The sequence below is a fragment of the Empedobacter sp. R750 genome, from assembly GCF_030324345.1.
GTDB classification, from domain to species: Bacteria; Bacteroidota; Bacteroidia; order Flavobacteriales; family Weeksellaceae; genus Empedobacter; species Empedobacter falsenii_C.
In genome coordinates this window covers 87,494-104,993 of record NZ_JACAGF010000011.1, presented here as the reverse complement: position 1 = coordinate 104,993, position 17,500 = coordinate 87,494, and the positions used below count along the sequence as shown (strand labels likewise).

Genomic DNA, 17,500 nt, shown 5'->3' with positions numbered 1-17,500 from the left:
TTTTTATTTAGTAACTTTAACCAACAAAACAAATTATAAACAATTACTTATGGACGATTTTATTGCTGCCAGAAGTCAGATGGCGATGTCGCTTGCCTTTCACATTGTTTTTTCGTGTGTTGGAATGGTGATGCCTTTTATGATGGCAATTGCTCACTACAAATACCTCAAAACTAAAAACGAAATTTACAAAGGGTTAACCAAAGCTTGGAGTAAGGGAGTTGCGATTTTATTTGCTACGGGAGCAGTTTCTGGTACAATGCTTTCGTTCGAGTTAGGATTATTGTTTCCTAAATTTATGGAACACGCTGGACCAATTTTCGGAATGCCATTTTCGTTAGAAGGAACAGCTTTTTTTATTGAAGCTATTGCTTTAGGCTTTTTTCTTTATGGTTGGGACAAATTCAACAAATGGTTTCATTGGATTTGTGGTGTAATTGTAGGAATTAGCGGTTTAGCTTCAGGAATTTTGGTTGTTGCAGCAAATGCTTGGATGAATTCTCCGTCAGGTTTCGATTTTGTAAATGGCGAATATCTTAACATAGATCCTGTAAAAGCTATGTTCAACGATGCGTGGTTTTCACAAGCGTTGCACATGACTATTGCAGCTTTTTGTGCGACTGGATTTGCGGTTGCGGGTTTACATGCTTATCTTATTTTGAAAGGTAAGAATGTAAATTTTCATCGAGAAGCATTCAAAATTAGTTCTGTTTTAGCGATCACAGCAGCAATGTTAGCACCTTTGAGTGGTGATATTTCGGCGAAAGATGTCGCAAAACGTCAACCGATTAAATTGGCTGCGATGGAAGCGCATTTCAAAACAGAAGAAAGCGCGCCGTTTGTTTTGGGTGGAATAGTGGACGAATCGAAAGAAGAAATCAAATACGCGATAAAAGTTCCGGGTGTATTGAGTTTCTTGGTTCATTCAGATTTCAAAACACCTGTAAAAGGTCTAGAAGAATTTCCGAAAGATGAATGGCCGCCTGTGGCAGTTGTACATTATGCATTTCAGATTATGATAACATTCGGAATGTTGATGATGGGAATAGCTGTGATTTATTTGATTGCGCAATTTTTTAAGAAAGATTGGCGAACAAAACGCTGGTTTTATAAATTGTTTATGATTGCGACACCTTTTGGATATATCGCTTTAGAAGCAGGTTGGACGGTAACAGAAGTTGGTCGTCAACCGTGGATTATTTACGGAATTATGCGAACGGTAGATTCCATCACGCCAATGCCAGGAATACAATATTCGTTTTACATTTTCACGTTTGTATTCATCACATTGTCCATTATTTTGGTGTTCTTAATGAATCGACAAATACAAATGGTTGCGAAGCTTTATGATCCAGAAGATCCAAATTATAAACCAGAAAAACATTAAGTATGATTTACGTAGTAATAGCATTTTTGTGGGTTGCCATCTGTTTATATTTAATTTTAGGTGGAGCAGATTTCGGAGCTGGAATTGTCGAATTATTCTCTGAAAAGAGTTACAAAAAACGTACGCAGAAGATTATGTACAATTCGATTGGACCTATTTGGGAAGCAAATCATATGTGGTTAATTATTGCCATTGTGATTTTGTTTGTCGGTTTTCCTAAGATTTATGCAGATGTTTCTAATTATTTACATATTCCGTTGGTGATCATGTTGTTAGGAATCATCGCACGTGGAACATCGTTTACGTTCAGAAATTATGATGCAATTAACGATAAATGGCACAATTTGTATGATGTGATTTTTACTTATTCAAGTGTTGTAACACCTTTGTTTTTGGGAATAATAGCAGGATCGATCGTTTCGGGAAGTATTGATGATAATGCACTTTCGTTTCAAGATGCGTATATATTTTCGTGGTTAAGTTGGTTTAATTTTTCGGTAGGAATTTTCACTGTTGTGATTTGTGCTTTCTTGGCTTCGGTTTATTCCATTCAAACTGTTAAAAACGAAGAAGACAAAGTAATTTTAAGGAAACGAGCGAAGATTTATACAGCTTTAATTTTTGTTGCTGGCGCATTGGTATTTGCTGTTTCACTTTGGAAAAACATTCCATTATTTAGTTGGATAACATCAGAAATTTACGGTTATATCGCAATTGCAATTGCTTCAATCTCAATTGTATTATTACTTTCTGCCTTAAATAAAGCGAAAGATTCTCTTTTGAAAGTTTATGCAGGAATAATTGTGATGATGATTTTGTTTGCAGCATCGTATTCACATTTTCCAAATTTGGTATTATTCAAAGATGGTTCAACATTATCTTTATTGAAAGATTATGGCGCAATGAGCACAATAAATATGTTAGCTTGGGCATTATTACTCGGCTCGATATTTATTTTACCATTTCTATTTTACTTGATTTATTCATTTAATCAGAAGCAAAAAATATAAATACTCGTTCCAAATTCTATTACAAACAGACTTGTTTGTAATGTTTGTCAAGAAGATTTGATTACAAACACATTTGTTTATAATGTCTGTCAAGAGGATTTGATTACAAACACATTTGTTTTTAATGTCCGTCAAGAGGATTTGATTACAAACAGACTTGTTTTTAATGTCCGTCAAGAGGATTTGATTACAAACACACTTGTTTTTAATGTCTGTCAAGAGGATTTGATTACAAACAGACTTGTTTGTAATTAACCGAGCTTTTAGATAACGATAATGAATTTGATAAATGTAATAAATCTGTTTAAATCTTTTAGAATAAGAATGATAAGAGAAGAGCCTTATTTCAAATCGAAATAAGGCTCTTTTATTTTAATTATGTTTTGCTTGCCATTCTGCAATTTCTTGCTCATTCAGCAAACAAGAATTTAATTCTTGTGTAACTTTTTCTTTATCCAAACCTTGTCCAATAAAAACAAGTTCTATCATTCGATCTCCCCATTCTTTCGACCATTTGGCGTCAATCGTTTTTTGGTTAAATTGATACGCTGCAAACTGAATTCTTTCGTCATACGGCATCGAGCACCACCAAGCTCCTGCAGGATCAATTCGGATACTACCACCAGCTTGACTCAAGAAAATTGCTTCATCAGGACGATTTGCTAACCAAAATAAACCTTTTGAACGGTAAATCGTTACAGGAAAATTATCATTCAAATACGTTAAAAAACGTTCTGCATGAAATGGAATTTTTTGTCTGTAAACAAAAGAAGTCATTCCATATTTTTCTTCCAAATGATCGTGATGTTCGTGCGTACAATGTTCGCCACATTCGTGATCATGGTCGTGATGATGATGGTGATGTTCCTCTTTTTCTTGCTCTTCTAATAATTTTACCCAAGCATCCATATCCTGAATTTTCTCAAAATCAAATAAATTGGTATTCAAAATTTCAGTTAATTCAACGTGAGAAAAACTTGCAGGAATTATTTTAGCAGAAGGATTTAATTTTGTCACAAACGCTTCAATATTCATCAACGTTTCTTCTTCAACCAAATCCATTTTATTTAGAATAATCACATTTGAAAATTCAATTTGATCGATTAAAAGATTCACAATCGGACGATTATCTTCTCTATTTTCTGTAAAACCACGATCAAAAACATCTTCATCAGTTCCTAAGTTTTTGAAGAAATTATAAGCGTCAACTACAGTTACCAACGTATCTAAACGCGCAACTTTTGGCAAATCAATTTTACCATCTGGCGAAACAAAATCCAATGATTGCGCAATAGGACCTGGATCAGAAATACCAGAACTTTCGATAACCAAATAATCATATTTCCCTGATCGAGCCAACTTCTCGATTTCTACAATCAAATCTTCGCGCAATTCACAACAAACGCAACCATTGCTCAATTCAACCAATTTTTCATCCGTTTGAATTAAATCATTTTCGCGAGAAACCATTTGAGCATCAATATTTACCGCGCCCATATCGTTTACGATAACTGCTACTTTTAGTCCTTTTTTGTTGTGTAATATATGATTAAGAAGTGTCGTTTTTCCGCTTCCAAGAAATCCAGAAAGTACCGTTACAGGTAGTCTATTTTTCATAATTTATGCTTAAAAATATGCTACAAAGTTACGTTTTTATCACGCAAATTTTTGTGTAGAATCATCTATAAATTTTATAATGTTCTGTTAAGAATTTGATGAAAAGTTATTTATGTGTGGAAATGTTTTATTTTTGTTAAAAATCAATCAAAACAATGTTTACCAATAGTGTTATCACGCTAATAATTATTTCAATCGTACTTGAAATTTACCTGTATTTTAACTTTAAAAAATTTATTCAAAACAAGTATATTCTTTTCGGAAATATGCTTTTGTGGTTACTTGTTTTGGGTAATTTTGGATATAATTTAATCTTTTTTGATCGTAATGTCGGTCAAACGCAAACGACAATGTGGGCAACAGGTCTGTTTATGTTGTTTGGTTTTCCGCGATTGATTATGTTTTTATTTTTTCTTGTTCAAGATATTTTTAGAGGATTTGGTTGGCTATTTAATCGTGCAACAAATCATCCAACAAAAGAAGATTCTTATTTACCTTCTCGCCGAAAATTTGTAATGATTTCTGGATTAACAGTGGCTTCAATACCTTTTTTTAGTTTGATTTATGGAATGACAATTGGAAAATATAATTTCAAAGTAATCAAGAAAAAATTGGCTTATCAACGTTTACCAAAATCGTTTGACGGTTTCAAGATTTTACATATTACAGATATTCATTCGGGAAGTTTGGATAATCGAGAAAAGATAGAATATGCAGTCGATTTAATCAATCAACAAGAGTTTGATATATTGTTATTTACGGGAGATATTGTGAATAATTTTCATTGGGAAATGGACAAATGGTACGATGTTTTTTCGAAAATAAAACAAGCGCCGCATGGTAATTTTGCAGTGTTAGGAAATCATGATTATGGTGAATATTCGGATTGGAAAACGGAGGAAGAAAAGCAAGATAATTTTGAGAAAATCAAAGCGATTTTCCCTAAGATTGGAATGAAATTATTATTAAATGAAAACCGATTTATTACAAAGAGTGGTGAAAAAATTGCGTTGATTGGCGTTCAGAATTGGGGAACACGATTTAAGAAATTAGGTGATATTGATGTAGCTTCGAATTATGTAAATGCAGAGGATTTTAAAATTGTAATGTCACATGATCCTTCGCATTGGAACGAAATTTTGAAGAATCATCCCAAACATTTTGACTTGACTTTGTCTGGACATACGCATGGAATGCAGTTGGGAATTGAAGTTCCGAAAATTGGTTTGCGTTGGAGTCCTGCGCAATATGTGTATCCGCAATGGGCAGGATTTTATGATTTTGAAGGAAAAATTATCAATGTAAATCGTGGTTTTGGTTATCATTTTTATCCTGGAAGAGTTGGGATTTGGCCAGAAATTACGTTAATAGAATTGAAATCAGCATAGAATAGTAGGAAAAAGCAATCAAAATTTTTGGTTGCTTTTTTGATGTATATCAATTCTGAAAACAGATTTTTATCGGATTATTGTCATAAAAAAAGAAATAATATGAATGAAGAATTAATTCCTTTACTGGTTGTAAAAAATGAATCAACTTCACGCTTTGAGTTGAATGTTGATGGATACATCGCTTTTATAGATTATAAACAAGAAGATGATATCATCAAATTGATTCATACCGAAGTTCCTGAAGAATTAGGAGGAAGAGGTGTTGCGGCTGCTTTGGTAGAAAAAACATTGGTTTATTTGGAGGAACATAAAAATCCTTTGTTTCCGTATTGTCCTTATGTGTATGCCTACATCAAAAAGCATCCGGAATGGAAACGAATTGTTCATCCTAAATTTCCGAAATATAACGAATTGTAATCAGTTAACGAAATGAGATTATAACAAGAAATGTGACCCGATAAAGGTCGCATTTCTTGTTATATTTTTGAAAAGCAATTTTTATTTAAGCTTTGTGATGATCATCATCGTGCGTATATGTTTGTTCAATTGCCACGTGTCCTTCCCATTTATCAACCGCAACAGTCGATAAAGCATTTCCAAGAACATTCGTCATCGAACGAGCCATATCACAGAAATGGTCGATAGGTAAAATCAATGCGATTCCTTCTGGCGGAATTCCAAACATCGAACAAGTTGCAACCACTACAATTAATGAAGCTCTTGGCACACCTGCAACACCTTTTGATGTAAGCATTAAGACCAATAACATCAAAATTTGTTTCTCGATCGGCATGTGAATTCCATAAACTTGCGCGATAAATAACGACGCAAACGTCATGTACATCATTGATCCATCTAAATTGAAGGAATATCCGAGCGGCAAAGTAAACGAAATAATTTTCTTTTGCGCTCCAAATTTTTCTAATTCTTCTACTAATTTTGGGAATACAGCTTCTGATGAAGTTGTAGAGAAAGCGATTAATAAAGGCGCTTTGATATGTTTTAATAAGTCGATTACTCGTTTTCCTAAGATGAAATATCCAACCAAAATTAAAACAGCCCAAAGAAGTAAAATACCAATTACAAAGGCGATTAAATATTTAACATAAAGTAAGAATATTCCGAATCCGTACGTAGCAATAGCAGCAGAAATAGTTCCTAAAACTCCTAATGGCGCAGTCCACATTACGTATCCAACCATGATTAAAACGATATGTGAAATTTTGTCTAACGCTTTCGTAATCATTTCTCCTTCTTTTCCATAAGCTGCCATTGCGACACCAAAGAAAATAGAGAAAACAACGATTTGTAAGATTTCATTCGTTGCAAATGATTCGAAAACAGATTTAGGAATCATGTGTGTAATGAAATGTTCTAATGTAAGCGAAGCTTGACCTTTTAATAAATCTTGAGCAGAACTTGAATCGATTTCAATATTCAATCCTTCTCCAGGTTTCATTACATTGATAACAATAGCACCAATCACCAAAGAAGTAAGAGAAGCTGTGATAAACCACCCCATTGCACGTCCACCAACACGTCCAACCATTTTCATATCACCCATTTTAGCAATACCAACTACTAATGTTGAGAAAACTAAAGGCGCAATAATCATCTGAATAAGACGAATGAAAATAGTACCAAGAAGTTTTATGTTAGTAGAAAATGTTTTAATAAATTCTGGCGAGGTATTATAATGTACATATCCTCCAAGCGCAACCCCGATAAGAAGGGCAATAATAATAGCTATAAAAAGTTTATTGTTTTTCATTATGCGATTTTAAACTTTTCCAAAACTACTATTTTTTAGCAAATTATTAAGAATATAAATCAATTTATACACCAAATTAAATATAAAACCCTTTGTATGTAGTGTTTACAAAGGGTTTTCTTTATAGTGTATTGAGTACTATTCTGGCTGTTTGAACGGAATTTCTTGATTTAAAATCTCTTCGATTAATGTTGACATTGGTGAGGTGGAATTTTCGACAATCGAATAATCGATGGTTGTATTTTTATCAACCGAAAGTTTAATTAAATCTTTATTTGGAAATTTGATTGGATAAATACACAATTCAATGTCTTTAGTTAAGTTCTCTTTGTCTGCATAAAATAAATGTGCGTAGAAAATTAATTGTAATTGTTTCGCTTTATCTTCTTTTTGGTAAACGGTTTCTATTTCTTCGGTTTTTACCGAAATATCTTTCGCATAACCAGTTTTGTAATCAATAATTCGGATTTGATTATTGACAGAATCTATTCGGTCAATTACACCTTTTAGCTTTACAATTTTGCCATTTGTTAGTGTAAAATCAACTTCGTGCTTGCTTTCCAAAGCTCGAATTACAAATTCATTTTCTTTTGCAGTAGTCGTATCTTTAGAAAGAACTCCATCTACAATTCGTTCTGCAATTTTATAAATCAAATAATTTGGACCTTTATCCAAATGTCCATCTTTATATTCTTTGCTGAAATGTTCTTGTAAGGTTTTATCTTTTATTTTTTCGATATTTTTGAAATCATTTTCATGCAAAATATGCCCAATATAAGGCGTGTACAAATCCTCCAAAGCGCCGTGTACAATGTTTCCTAACGTTCTTGCACTTACAATTTCTTCGGCTTCTTCGACTTCATTTACATTAAAAACACGTTGCTCATAAAAATCTAACGGATTGCGTAAATAGGTAGAAAGTGAAGAAGGTGAAATTCCATATTCAGCCCAATTTTGAAGCTTAGTCATTGTTTCATCAGTTTTTGGAACAATGATTTCTTTCAAAGGTTTTGTGACAAAACTTGGTGCGGCAAAAGTTTCTTTTACTTCGTGATTACTTTCAAATTTGATTTGAGCCAAAAAGCGAGATTTTTCTCCAGAACCCATTCCATCAGCTTCGGTATCGTACACGAAATAAGCATTTTTTGCACGCTGAATCAAACGATAAAAGTGATACGCATAAATAGAATCATTTTCTGTAAATGTATTCAATTTCATTTGTTTGCGAATATCATACGGAATAAATGTATTGTTTTGTCGTCCCAAAGGTAAAATTTCATCATTCACAGAAGTCATGATAATATTATCGAAATTCAATAAACGAGTTTCCAATAATCCCATCAATTGTAAACCTTTCAAAGGCTCTCCAATAAAGGAAATTGTCTCAGAAGAAACGATTTTGTTGTATAATAAAAATAAGGTTCTATAATCTTTGATATCATCAACACTCAACAAATTTTCGTGCAGTTGATTGAAAACTTTTTTGAAAAAGAATAAATATTCTTTCATCAACAAATCGTTCATCGAAGGATGATGCAATAAATAGTCTGTCCAATTTTTTAGATGATGAATAAATTCAGTGATACTTTTCGGAATATGAAAAATAGATTTAAAGATTGATTCTCCTAACGAATTCTGAATGGAATTTTGTGAATTAAATATTCTATTTTGTAATCGAATATCACCAATTAATTTTCGGCTTTCGTCCGTGCTAAAAAGAGATAAGGTTTTATTTTCAAGAATTTGTAAGACATTTTTGAAGTAAAACATGGTTCCTTTTCCTAATTTCTCCCGATTCATTTGTAACTCAAAAATTGATTTGAAAAATTGCGCTAACGGAACCGAACGTAACGGAATTCCCATCGAAATATTAAGATGCGTGATATTTTCGGGTAAAGAATTGAGAATTGCAGGTAAAATAGATTCATCAGCTAAAATTAAAGCGGTATTTTTTATTTCATCTTCATTGAGATTCCTAATTAAATCTGCAATATATTTTGCTTGTCCAACTTGTTTTGCAACACCAATTGTTTGCAAATTTTTTGGCTTCGAAAATTCATCAACCACCCAATTTATCGGTTTTATTTTCTCTTTATATTTACGAAGAAAAGAACCCGCTTCCTGATTTGGATTTTCGTAATAATATTTATCTGCATCAAAATATAAAGTGGCTAAATTCTCTTTTTCTAAACGAAAAATAAGCGCTTGTTCTGCTTTTGTTAAGGCATTAAATCCAGCAAAAACATAATGTGAAGTTCTATTTTCGACAATTTCTTCGACCTTTTCACTCGCAATTCTGAAAACCATTCCAGCATAACCTTCTTTCGAATCCAATAAATCTTGTTGTAACTGAAAATATAATTTCGAAACAATTCCCCAAAACGTTAAGTGATTTTGAATGATTTCATTTTTCACAATCTCAATTTTTCCATCTCCCCATTGACTAATTCGTTCCACCGAAACCAAATAGTCTAAAACTTTATGTGCAGGCTGCAAAGAAGCATCGATATCATCAAAATCTTTCAAAACAGTTGGTCCCCATTTGATAAAATCTTCGAAAGAATCAGGTTTGTCAACGATTTTTTTATAAGCTTGATACGCTTTGAACCATAGATTAATTCCAGAAATAATTTCTAAACCAGAAAGTTCGCTCATCAATTCTTCAATACTTTTCATTTGTGGAAGAATGATATTTTGCGCTTGACGCTGAAATTCTTGTTTGAAGAATAACATCGGACGTTTTCCTGGTAAAACTAAAGTGGTGTTGATAAAGTTTTTTTGATTTTGGACTAAATCTTTTACAACATTTTCTATGAATTGAGCCATTTTGAAATTTTCTTTCGTTGAGTTGTTGTAAAAGTAAGGATTTTGAGAGACAATTTGTGGCGTTTAAAAATTTATATACTTTGAAGAATTTGATTACTTTTATACTAACCAATCTATAAAATAATGCTAATTGAAGAATCAATTTGGATCGGAGAAAAAATAAATAATTTATCTTCTAATTCATATCCAATTTTAAATGTAGGCAGTTCTACAAAAGAATACAGAACAAATCGACAAAGTCATATTCAGAAAAATATATTCAGTTTAGTTCCAAATGAAGCTGAAAATGTAATTCATCTAGATATGAAATCTGCTGATGGAGTGGATTTGGTAGGAGATTTATATGATTCAGCTTTTTTAGAGGAAATTAAAAAATATAAAGTGAAATGTATTTTGTTCAATAATGTGTTGATGTATATCGATCAAGAACAACGAAAAAAGCTTTGTAAAATATTGTATGAAATTTTGGAGAAAGATGGTTATTTAATAGTAACCAATTCTTTTATTTTTCCGCCAGCTCCAGATCCGGTAGAGAGTTACTATAGACCAAATCCATCTAAATTATATCAAGATTTATTTCAAAATTTTGAATTGGAAGATGCTAGAGAAATTACAACAGGATATAGTTTTTATCAACAATTAAAAGATAAGCCCAAATTAATTCCGATCAAATTAATTCGAATTTTTCTTCCTTTTTATAAATTCCAAGATTGGAGATTTATGATGAAGTATTATTTGAAATATTTTAAGCGAAATTATTCCGCTTCTTGTTTATTATTACAGAAGAAATAAAAAGCCATTTCAGATTTCTGAAACGGCTTGTATATAAAGATTAAGAATTCTTACTTAATCACTCCTAATTCTTTACCAACTTTCGTAAAAGCAGCAATTGTGTGATCTAATTGCTCTTTTGTATGTGCAGCTGATAATTGTACACGAATACGTGCTTTATCACGAGGAACAACAGGGAAAAAGAATCCGATTACATAAACACCTTCATCTAATAATTTGTCTGCCATCACTTGAGATAATTTTGCATCATACAACATAACAGGTACAATTGCAGCATCACCTTCTGGAATATCAAAACCAGCAGCAACCATTTCTTTGCGGAAATATTCAGCATTCCACATTACTTTATCACGTAAAGTTGTATCATTTTCTAACATTTCTAACACTTGTAAAGCAGCACCAACAATTCCAGGAGCTAAAGAGTTAGAGAATAAATATGGACGAGATTTTTGACGTAACATTTCGATGACTTCTTTTTTACCAGAAGTAAATCCACCCATTGCACCACCTAAAGCTTTACCTAAAGTAGATGTAATGATGTCTACACGTCCCATTACTTCGTTGTGCTCATGTGTTCCACGTCCAGTTTTTCCAATAAAACCAGTTGCGTGAGAATCATCAACCATTACCAAAGCATCGTATTTATCAGCTAAATCACAAACACCTTTCAAGTCTGCAACGATACCATCCATAGAGAAAACTCCGTCTGTTACAATAATTTTGAAACGATGATTTTTTTCTGAAGCAGCAATTAATTGAGCCTCTAGATCAGCCATATTATTGTTTTTATAACGATAACGAGCAGCTTTACATAAACGAACACCATCAATAATAGAAGCGTGGTTTAATTCATCAGAAATAATCGCATCTTCTTCTGTAAACAAAGGCTCAAAAACACCACCATTTGCGTCAAAAGCAGCAGCATATAAAATCGTATCTTCCATTCCTAAGAAATTAGCGATTTTTTTCTCTAATTGTTTGTGTACATCTTGCGTTCCACAAATAAAACGAACCGAAGACATTCCGTATCCGCGGTCATCTAACATTTTTTGAGAAGCTGAGATAACGTCTTTATTATCAGATAATCCTAAATAGTTATTCGCACAAAAATTAAGTAATGTTTTACCATTTTCTAATGTAATTTCTGCACTTTGAGGAGAAGCAATGATACGTTCTTTTTTGAATAATCCTTGCTCTTCTAAATCATTCAATTGCGTTTGTAAGTAGTTTTGAAATTTATCGCTATACATAATAAATCACTTTTTGTTTTGATATGTTTCATACAAATATAAATGTTTACGGTCATATTTTTCGTATTTTTGTAAGACATAAAAAATAATAAACAGTGTTTCTAATCATCATATTTAGTTTTCAGTTCTATTTCTTAGCAAAATTTTTCAAAAAGGATAAATTAAAAACGATTTTATCAGCAGTAGGATTATATATAGCGGGTGAAATTGCTTTTTCTTTTGTATTTGTTTTATTGTTTGCTTCAGGAATTATTGATATAGGTGTTAATTTTAATAGTTCATCTATGGATAATTTGATGGAAAATAGCCTTAAAATGAATAAATTTTTGGCCGAAAATTATGTGTCAATTGCTGTACAAGTCTTTTTATATATTGGAATCGGAATGTTTTATTACAATTCATTAAAACGTAAATGGACATTGCAAATGTTAGAAGGCGAAATTGATAAACGTAAAGATGAAATTCTACAAAATTTAGAAGTTAATCAAAAAATAAATCCAGTAAAATTAGATGTTTATCCGCATTTTCATACGGTTAATGAGAAAAATATTCATTTGGTTCAACCTTTGGCAAATGAGATTTGGAACGAATGTTACAAGGATTTATTATCGCAAGATCAAATCAACTATATGATTGATATGATGTATAATAATGATAAAGTAAATGAAGGAATTGCTAATGGAGATGTTTGGGAAATCCTGAAAATTGATAATGTTCCGTCTGGTTATTTACATTACAAATTAGATGAAAATAATACTGTTTTCTTATCTAAAATTTACTTGAAAGAGTCTAATCAAACCAAAGGAATTGGACAATTGATGTTGAATAGAGTTGTAGATTATGCGAGAGAAAAAGGTGCAAAAGCAGTTCATTTAACAGTGAATAAACACAATGCAAAAGCAATTCGTTTTTACGAGAAAAATGGTTTCAAGAATATGGAATCAAAAACATTTGACATCGGAAATGGATACATTATGGATGATTATATTTTCCAGAAATCCATTTAAAAATAAGGTTTTAATCAATCAAAATAGAAAGTCATTACGGTTTGTAATGGCTTTTTTTATGTTGTAAACAAAGTTATCCAAGTTAGGAAGTAAGCTGACGTGATCTTTAATTAAACTGACTTAGTTCGTAACGATGTCAGCTAGGTAAAATAGGAGGATGATTTAGTTTTTTAAAGTGATGAGAAGCTGAAATGTTTTGACACTGTCCAAAATTATCCGTTAATTTATTATTGAAAATAGATTTTAATTTAACGGAGTCATATTGAACTTGTTTCAATATCGCATCCAGAGTTTAGAAATGTTAATTCTTAATATAAAACAAAAAGGACTTCAATTAGAAGTCCTTTTGTTATTTTTCTCTTTCGATAACGTATTTCACCATTGTTTCCAATGAATTTCGAAATTCATTTTCGGGAAATTCGTATAGTATATCTAAAGCCTCTTGGCTATATTGTTTCATCATTTTTTGCGTGTATTCAATTCCGCCATGATCTTTCACATACTGAATAATTTCGCGTACACGTTTTTTGTCGTTGTTATAACGTTTTACCGAATTAATCAACCATTTTTTGTCTTTTTCATTCGCTGTATTAATCGAATAAATCAATGGTAACGTCATTTTTTGTTCTTTAATATCAATTCCGACAGGTTTTCCAATGGCATTAGAAGTGGTATAATCAAACAAATCATCTTTGATCTGAAAAGCAATTCCAACCAATTCACCAAAGCGATGCATTTTCTTCGCAACTTCTTCCGAACAACCAACAGAACGCGCTCCAGCTTCACAACAAGCCGCAATAAGCGTAGCCGTTTTCATTCGGATAATCTCGAAATAGACATCTTCTGTAATATCAAGTTTACGCGCTTTTTCGATTTGTAATAATTCACCCTCCGAAATCTCTTGTATCGCTACAGAAACAACTTCAAGTAAATCAAAATCTTTGTTTTTAGTCGAAATTATTAAAGTTTTTGATAAAAAATAATCACCAACTAAAACTGCAACTTTATTTTTCCAGATGGCATTCAAAGAAAAGAAACCACGACGCAATGTGCTATCATCCACAACATCATCGTGTACCAAAGTCGCTGTATGAATAAGTTCGATAAAAGAAGCCGCACGATAAGTACGTTCTTGTACTTCGCCATTCAATTTTGCAGTCAAAAACACAAACATCGGACGCATTTGTTTTCCTTTTCTGCGCACAATATAATTGGTAATACGGTCAAGAAGTGAAACATTACTCTTCATCGATTCGAAGAATTTCTGTTCAAACAATTTCATTTCCTCCGCGATTGGAGCTTTAATCAAATCTACCGTGTTACCCAAAATTTAGTTTTTTAATTCGTAAAATTATTGATGCAATGTACAACCTGTTTTGCATAGAATCCTTTATAGTTAAATTCCTCTCCGCTAAAACAAATTTTGTTTTCGGTTGGCAAAACTGAAATCCCTTCCAATTGTCCCAACTGTGTCGTGAAGCCCAAAGGTAAACTTATTTTTTTAACTTGAGAAGTGAAGAATAACTGATTGTTATCTTTTGGCAAATCAAACCAATTGATAAAAGTTAACGCTTCTTTGGTATAACCCAACAGATAAATTCCTTTGGTAGAACTATTTACATCAGCGTCGATATAAGCAGCAGTTACAGCGTAATTTGTAGGAAAAGTTTCTAACTTTTTGGCTGCGTGTTTTTTAGATGAATCAATAGGAACAACATAATGAGACGTTGCCATATTTGACCATTCTTTTGTAAATATATGCAACTGATTTTGGTAGACAAAAAATGCTTCTGCATCCCAATTTGTTGTCATATTTTTGAATTGAAAAGTTTCTTGTTCAGGATAATAAAATTCTATCTTTTCAGCTTTTAGTTGCTGATAAGATTTTGAATAATCGATGTTTGATTTCTCGATAAAATAAATGGCTAAATCTTTTCTTTTGCCCAAATTATTTCCAAAATCAGCAAAATAAATTCGATTATCATCCGAAGACATTTCTTCCCAATCGATATTTGGAGTATTTGTGATGAAAATAGTATTGATAATTTCACCTGTTTTTGCATCAAAACGATACAATTCTGGTTTGGAATCAGAATCGTTTAAACCCCAAAAAGAAGCCACATTTTTATCTTCTTTTTCATATTCTAAAGTCGAAATTTCGTTCAAAGTAGGAGGTAAGTTGATACTTTCCATTTTATAATCATCAATAGAAATTGTATCGATGTTTTCTACTATTTGCGCGAAAGAGAATTTAGTTAGAATCAAAAATAAAAATATGGCTAAATATTTCATTTGATTATTTTTTTAATCATTTCCAGTTTTATTGGCTAATTGTCCACAAGCAGCATCAATATCTTTTCCGCGACTACGACGTACATTTACCACAATATTGTTGCATTCTAAAGCTTTGATATAATTGTTCACAGCTTCTTCTGATGCTTGTTTATAGATTCCGTCATCAATCGAATTATATTCGATAATATTTACTTTAGAAGGAATTTTTCGACAGAATTTTACCAATGCATCAATGTCTTCTTTTTTGTCATTAACACCACCCCAAACAATGTATTCGAACGTAATTCGTAAACCCGTTTGTTGGTACCAATATTGAAGACTATCCATTAAATCCGTCAACGGAAATTTAACAGAAAAAGGCATAATTACATTACGAACTTCTTCTCGAGCTGAATGTAAAGATACCGCAAGGTTAACGCGTAAATCTTCGTCAGCGAGTTTTTCAATCATTTTAGGAATTCCCGAAGTAGAAACTGTAATTCTTCTTGGCGCCATTCCCAATCCTTCTGGCAACGTGATTTTTTTGATGGCAGAAATTACTTCGTTATAATTTAACAAAGGTTCTCCCATTCCCATAAATACGATGTTGCTTAATGGACGATTGAAATAACGTTTACTTTCTTCATCGATAATCACAACTTGATCGACGATTTCGGCAGCTGTTAAGTTACGCATACGTTTTAATTGTGCTGTTGCACAAAAAGTACAATCCAAGCTACAACCAACTTGCGAAGAAACGCAGGCAGTTGTGCGAGAATCAGTCGGAATTAAAACAGATTCCACAACGTTACCATCATGAAGCTTAACTGCATTCTTGATGGTTCCGTCGTTAGATTTTTGTAGAAGATCAACTTCAACAGGTTGAATTTGGAAAGATTCTCCCAATTGCTCGCGAAGAGCTTTTGAGATATTTGTCATGTCATCAAATTGATGCGCATTCTTTTTCCATAACCACTCGTACACTTGTTTTGCGCGGAATGATTTTTCTCCAATTTCTTTGAAATAATCTTCAATCTCAGCTTGTGAAAGCTTTCGTATGTCTTTTTTTGTTGTATTCAAACTTGTCTTATAAGATTAACATTGCATCTCCGTAAGAGTAGAATTTGTATCCTTCTTTTACAGCTTCGTTGTATGCTTTCATTGTTAAATCGTGACCAGCAAACGCAGAAATCATCATGATTAATGTAGATTTTGGCGTGTGGAAGTTTGTAATCATACAATTTGCAATAGAGAAATCATATGGAGGGTGAATAAATTTGTTTGTCCAACCATCAAAAGCATTTAAATGACCATCTGCAGAAACAGAAGATTCGATAGAACGCATAGAAGTTGTACCAATAGCACAAACTTTTTTCTTCTCGTCAATTGCACGATTTACTAAATCAGCAGATTCTTGAGGAATAATAACTTGCTCAGACTCCATTTTGTGTTTAGATAAATCTTCAACCTCTACAGCCTGAAAAGTTCCTAAACCAATGTGTAATGTTAATTCAGCAAAATCAACTCCTTTGATTTCTAAACGTTTTAATAAGTGTTTAGAAAAGTGTAAACCAGCTGTAGGCGCAGCAACTGCTCCTTCGTGTTTTGCATAAATTGTTTGGTAACGTTCTGCATCTTCTGGTTCAACGTCACGTAAAATATATTTTGGAAGTGGAGTTTCTCCTAATTCTTTCAATTTTGCACGGAATTCTTCGTAAGATCCATCAAATAAGAAACGTAAAGTACGTCCACGAGAAGTCGTATTGTCAACAACCTCTGCAACTAATGTATCATCATTATCGAAGAATAATTTATTTCCGATACGGATTTTACGCGCAGGATCAACCAAAACATCCCATAAACGAGTCTCAGCATCTAATTCTCTTAACAAAAAAACTTCGATTTGAGCACCAGTTTTCTCTTTGTTACCCATTAAACGAGCAGGAAAAACTTTCGTATTGTTACGAATCATTACATCTCCTTCGTCGAAATACTCGATAAGATCTTTAAATTGTCTATGTTCAATTTCTCCGGTGTCACGGTGAACAACCATTAAGCGAGCTTCGTCTCTGTTCTCAGAAGGACGATCTGCTAAAAGTTCTTCAGGTAAAGTAAAGTCGAAATCGGAGGTTTTCATTTTCATAATTGTACAATTTTTTGCAAATATACGATGTC

14 protein-coding genes are annotated in these 17,500 nt (G+C 32.4%); 6 read left to right on the top strand and 8 right to left on the bottom strand.

Translation table 11 applies throughout. The annotated features are described in order from the left end of the window. The first annotated feature begins 49 nt into the window (after positions 1 to 49). Both HXZ74_RS12235 and HXZ74_RS12230 read left to right on the top strand, forming a co-directional pair. Positions 50 to 1,387, top strand: a complete 1,338-nt coding sequence (locus HXZ74_RS12235) for a cytochrome ubiquinol oxidase subunit I (protein ID WP_280051684.1) — start codon at positions 50 to 52, stop codon at positions 1,385 to 1,387. A 2-nt stretch (positions 1,388 to 1,389) separates the two neighbouring features. Beyond that, positions 1,390 to 2,397: a cytochrome d ubiquinol oxidase subunit II gene (locus tag HXZ74_RS12230; protein WP_280061968.1), complete on the top strand. Its 1,008-nt coding sequence runs from the start codon at positions 1,390 to 1,392 to the stop codon at positions 2,395 to 2,397. A 372-nt stretch (positions 2,398 to 2,769) separates the two neighbouring features. Here HXZ74_RS12230 and HXZ74_RS12225 read toward each other — a convergent pair whose 3' ends face one another. Further along, positions 2,770 to 4,014 carry a GTP-binding protein gene (locus tag HXZ74_RS12225; protein WP_286475643.1) on the bottom strand — a complete coding sequence of 415 codons (1,245 nt, stop codon included), beginning with the start codon at positions 4,012 to 4,014 and terminating at the stop codon, positions 2,770 to 2,772. Between the two features lie 155 nt (positions 4,015 to 4,169). Between HXZ74_RS12225 and HXZ74_RS12220 the strand changes: the two genes are divergently transcribed. Both HXZ74_RS12220 and HXZ74_RS12215 read left to right on the top strand, forming a co-directional pair. Further along, positions 4,170 to 5,402, top strand: a complete 1,233-nt coding sequence (locus HXZ74_RS12220; RefSeq protein WP_280051681.1) for a metallophosphoesterase — start codon at positions 4,170 to 4,172, stop codon at positions 5,400 to 5,402. Between the two features lie 102 nt (positions 5,403 to 5,504). Further along, positions 5,505 to 5,822: a GNAT family N-acetyltransferase gene (locus HXZ74_RS12215; RefSeq protein WP_125350400.1), complete on the top strand. Its 318-nt coding sequence runs from the start codon at positions 5,505 to 5,507 to the stop codon at positions 5,820 to 5,822. Positions 5,823 to 5,907: 85 nt separating this feature from the next. Here the strand turns inward: HXZ74_RS12215 and HXZ74_RS12210 are convergent, their stop codons facing one another. Continuing rightward, positions 5,908 to 7,176, bottom strand: coding sequence for a dicarboxylate/amino acid:cation symporter (locus HXZ74_RS12210; protein WP_114999970.1), 1,269 nt, complete (start codon positions 7,174 to 7,176; stop codon positions 5,908 to 5,910). Between the two features lie 138 nt (positions 7,177 to 7,314). Beyond that, the gene (locus tag HXZ74_RS12205) at positions 7,315 to 10,002 is read right to left on the bottom strand and encodes a PD-(D/E)XK nuclease family protein (RefSeq protein ID WP_286475641.1); all 2,688 of its coding nucleotides are present in this window, start codon (positions 10,000 to 10,002) and stop codon (positions 7,315 to 7,317) included. 123 nt (positions 10,003 to 10,125) lie between these two features. On the opposite strand from HXZ74_RS12205, the gene HXZ74_RS12200 reads away from it, so the two are divergent. Further along, complete coding sequence (locus HXZ74_RS12200; protein WP_280061963.1) at positions 10,126 to 10,794, top strand: CheR family methyltransferase; 669 nt, start codon at positions 10,126 to 10,128, stop codon at positions 10,792 to 10,794. A gap of 50 nt (positions 10,795 to 10,844) precedes the next feature. Here the strand turns inward: HXZ74_RS12200 and kbl are convergent, their stop codons facing one another. Next, a complete protein-coding gene (kbl, locus tag HXZ74_RS12195) occupies positions 10,845 to 12,044 on the bottom strand; it encodes a glycine C-acetyltransferase (RefSeq protein ID WP_280061962.1) in 1,200 nt (399 codons plus the stop codon). 95 nt (positions 12,045 to 12,139) lie between these two features. On the opposite strand from kbl, the gene HXZ74_RS12190 reads away from it, so the two are divergent. Beyond that, a complete protein-coding gene (locus HXZ74_RS12190; RefSeq protein ID WP_286475639.1) occupies positions 12,140 to 13,051 on the top strand; it encodes a GNAT family N-acetyltransferase in 912 nt (303 codons plus the stop codon). Between the two features lie 349 nt (positions 13,052 to 13,400). Here HXZ74_RS12190 and HXZ74_RS12185 read toward each other — a convergent pair whose 3' ends face one another. Genes HXZ74_RS12185 through queA form a run of 4 tightly spaced genes read right to left on the bottom strand, consistent with a single transcriptional unit; the run spans position 13,401 to position 17,462 of the window. After that, on the bottom strand, positions 13,401 to 14,333 hold the full coding sequence (locus HXZ74_RS12185; protein ID WP_314242868.1) for a polyprenyl synthetase family protein: 933 nt from the start codon (positions 14,331 to 14,333) through the stop codon (positions 13,401 to 13,403). Positions 14,334 to 14,389: 56 nt separating this feature from the next. Beyond that, entirely contained in the window at positions 14,390 to 15,343 is a 954-nt protein-coding gene (locus HXZ74_RS12180; protein ID WP_286475635.1) for a hypothetical protein, read from the bottom strand. A 12-nt stretch (positions 15,344 to 15,355) separates the two neighbouring features. Further along, the gene (gene rlmN, locus HXZ74_RS12175; protein WP_286475633.1) at positions 15,356 to 16,405 is read right to left on the bottom strand and encodes a dual-specificity RNA methyltransferase RlmN; all 1,050 of its coding nucleotides are present in this window, start codon (positions 16,403 to 16,405) and stop codon (positions 15,356 to 15,358) included. Positions 16,406 to 16,412: 7 nt separating this feature from the next. Then, positions 16,413 to 17,462 (bottom strand): tRNA preQ1(34) S-adenosylmethionine ribosyltransferase-isomerase QueA, encoded by a 1,050-nt coding sequence (gene queA / locus HXZ74_RS12170; RefSeq protein ID WP_038336356.1) that lies wholly within the window; start codon positions 17,460 to 17,462, stop codon positions 16,413 to 16,415. Positions 17,463 to 17,500: the final 38 nt, after the last annotated feature.

Bases quoted from the DNA above. Each gene is read 5' to 3' on its own strand.
- HXZ74_RS12185 (WP_314242868.1), bottom strand. From the start codon at position 14,333: ATGAAATTGTTTGAACAGAAATTCTTCGAATCGATGAAGAGTAATGTT.
- HXZ74_RS12215 (WP_125350400.1), top strand. From the start codon at position 5,505: ATGAATGAAGAATTAATTCCTTTACTGGTTGTAAAAAATGAATCAACT.
- HXZ74_RS12235 (WP_280051684.1), top strand. From the start codon at position 50: ATGGACGATTTTATTGCTGCCAGAAGTCAGATGGCGATGTCGCTTGCC.
- HXZ74_RS12180 (WP_286475635.1), bottom strand. From the start codon at position 15,343: ATGAAATATTTAGCCATATTTTTATTTTTGATTCTAACTAAATTCTCT.
- HXZ74_RS12200 (WP_280061963.1), top strand. From the start codon at position 10,126: ATGCTAATTGAAGAATCAATTTGGATCGGAGAAAAAATAAATAATTTA.
- kbl (WP_280061962.1), bottom strand. From the start codon at position 12,044: ATGTATAGCGATAAATTTCAAAACTACTTACAAACGCAATTGAATGAT.
- HXZ74_RS12230 (WP_280061968.1), top strand. From the start codon at position 1,390: ATGATTTACGTAGTAATAGCATTTTTGTGGGTTGCCATCTGTTTATAT.
- HXZ74_RS12205 (WP_286475641.1), bottom strand. From the start codon at position 10,002: ATGGCTCAATTCATAGAAAATGTTGTAAAAGATTTAGTCCAAAATCAA.
- queA (WP_038336356.1), bottom strand. From the start codon at position 17,462: ATGAAAACCTCCGATTTCGACTTTACTTTACCTGAAGAACTTTTAGCA.
- HXZ74_RS12220 (WP_280051681.1), top strand. From the start codon at position 4,170: ATGTTTACCAATAGTGTTATCACGCTAATAATTATTTCAATCGTACTT.
- HXZ74_RS12210 (WP_114999970.1), bottom strand. From the start codon at position 7,176: ATGAAAAACAATAAACTTTTTATAGCTATTATTATTGCCCTTCTTATC.
- HXZ74_RS12225 (WP_286475643.1), bottom strand. From the start codon at position 4,014: ATGAAAAATAGACTACCTGTAACGGTACTTTCTGGATTTCTTGGAAGC.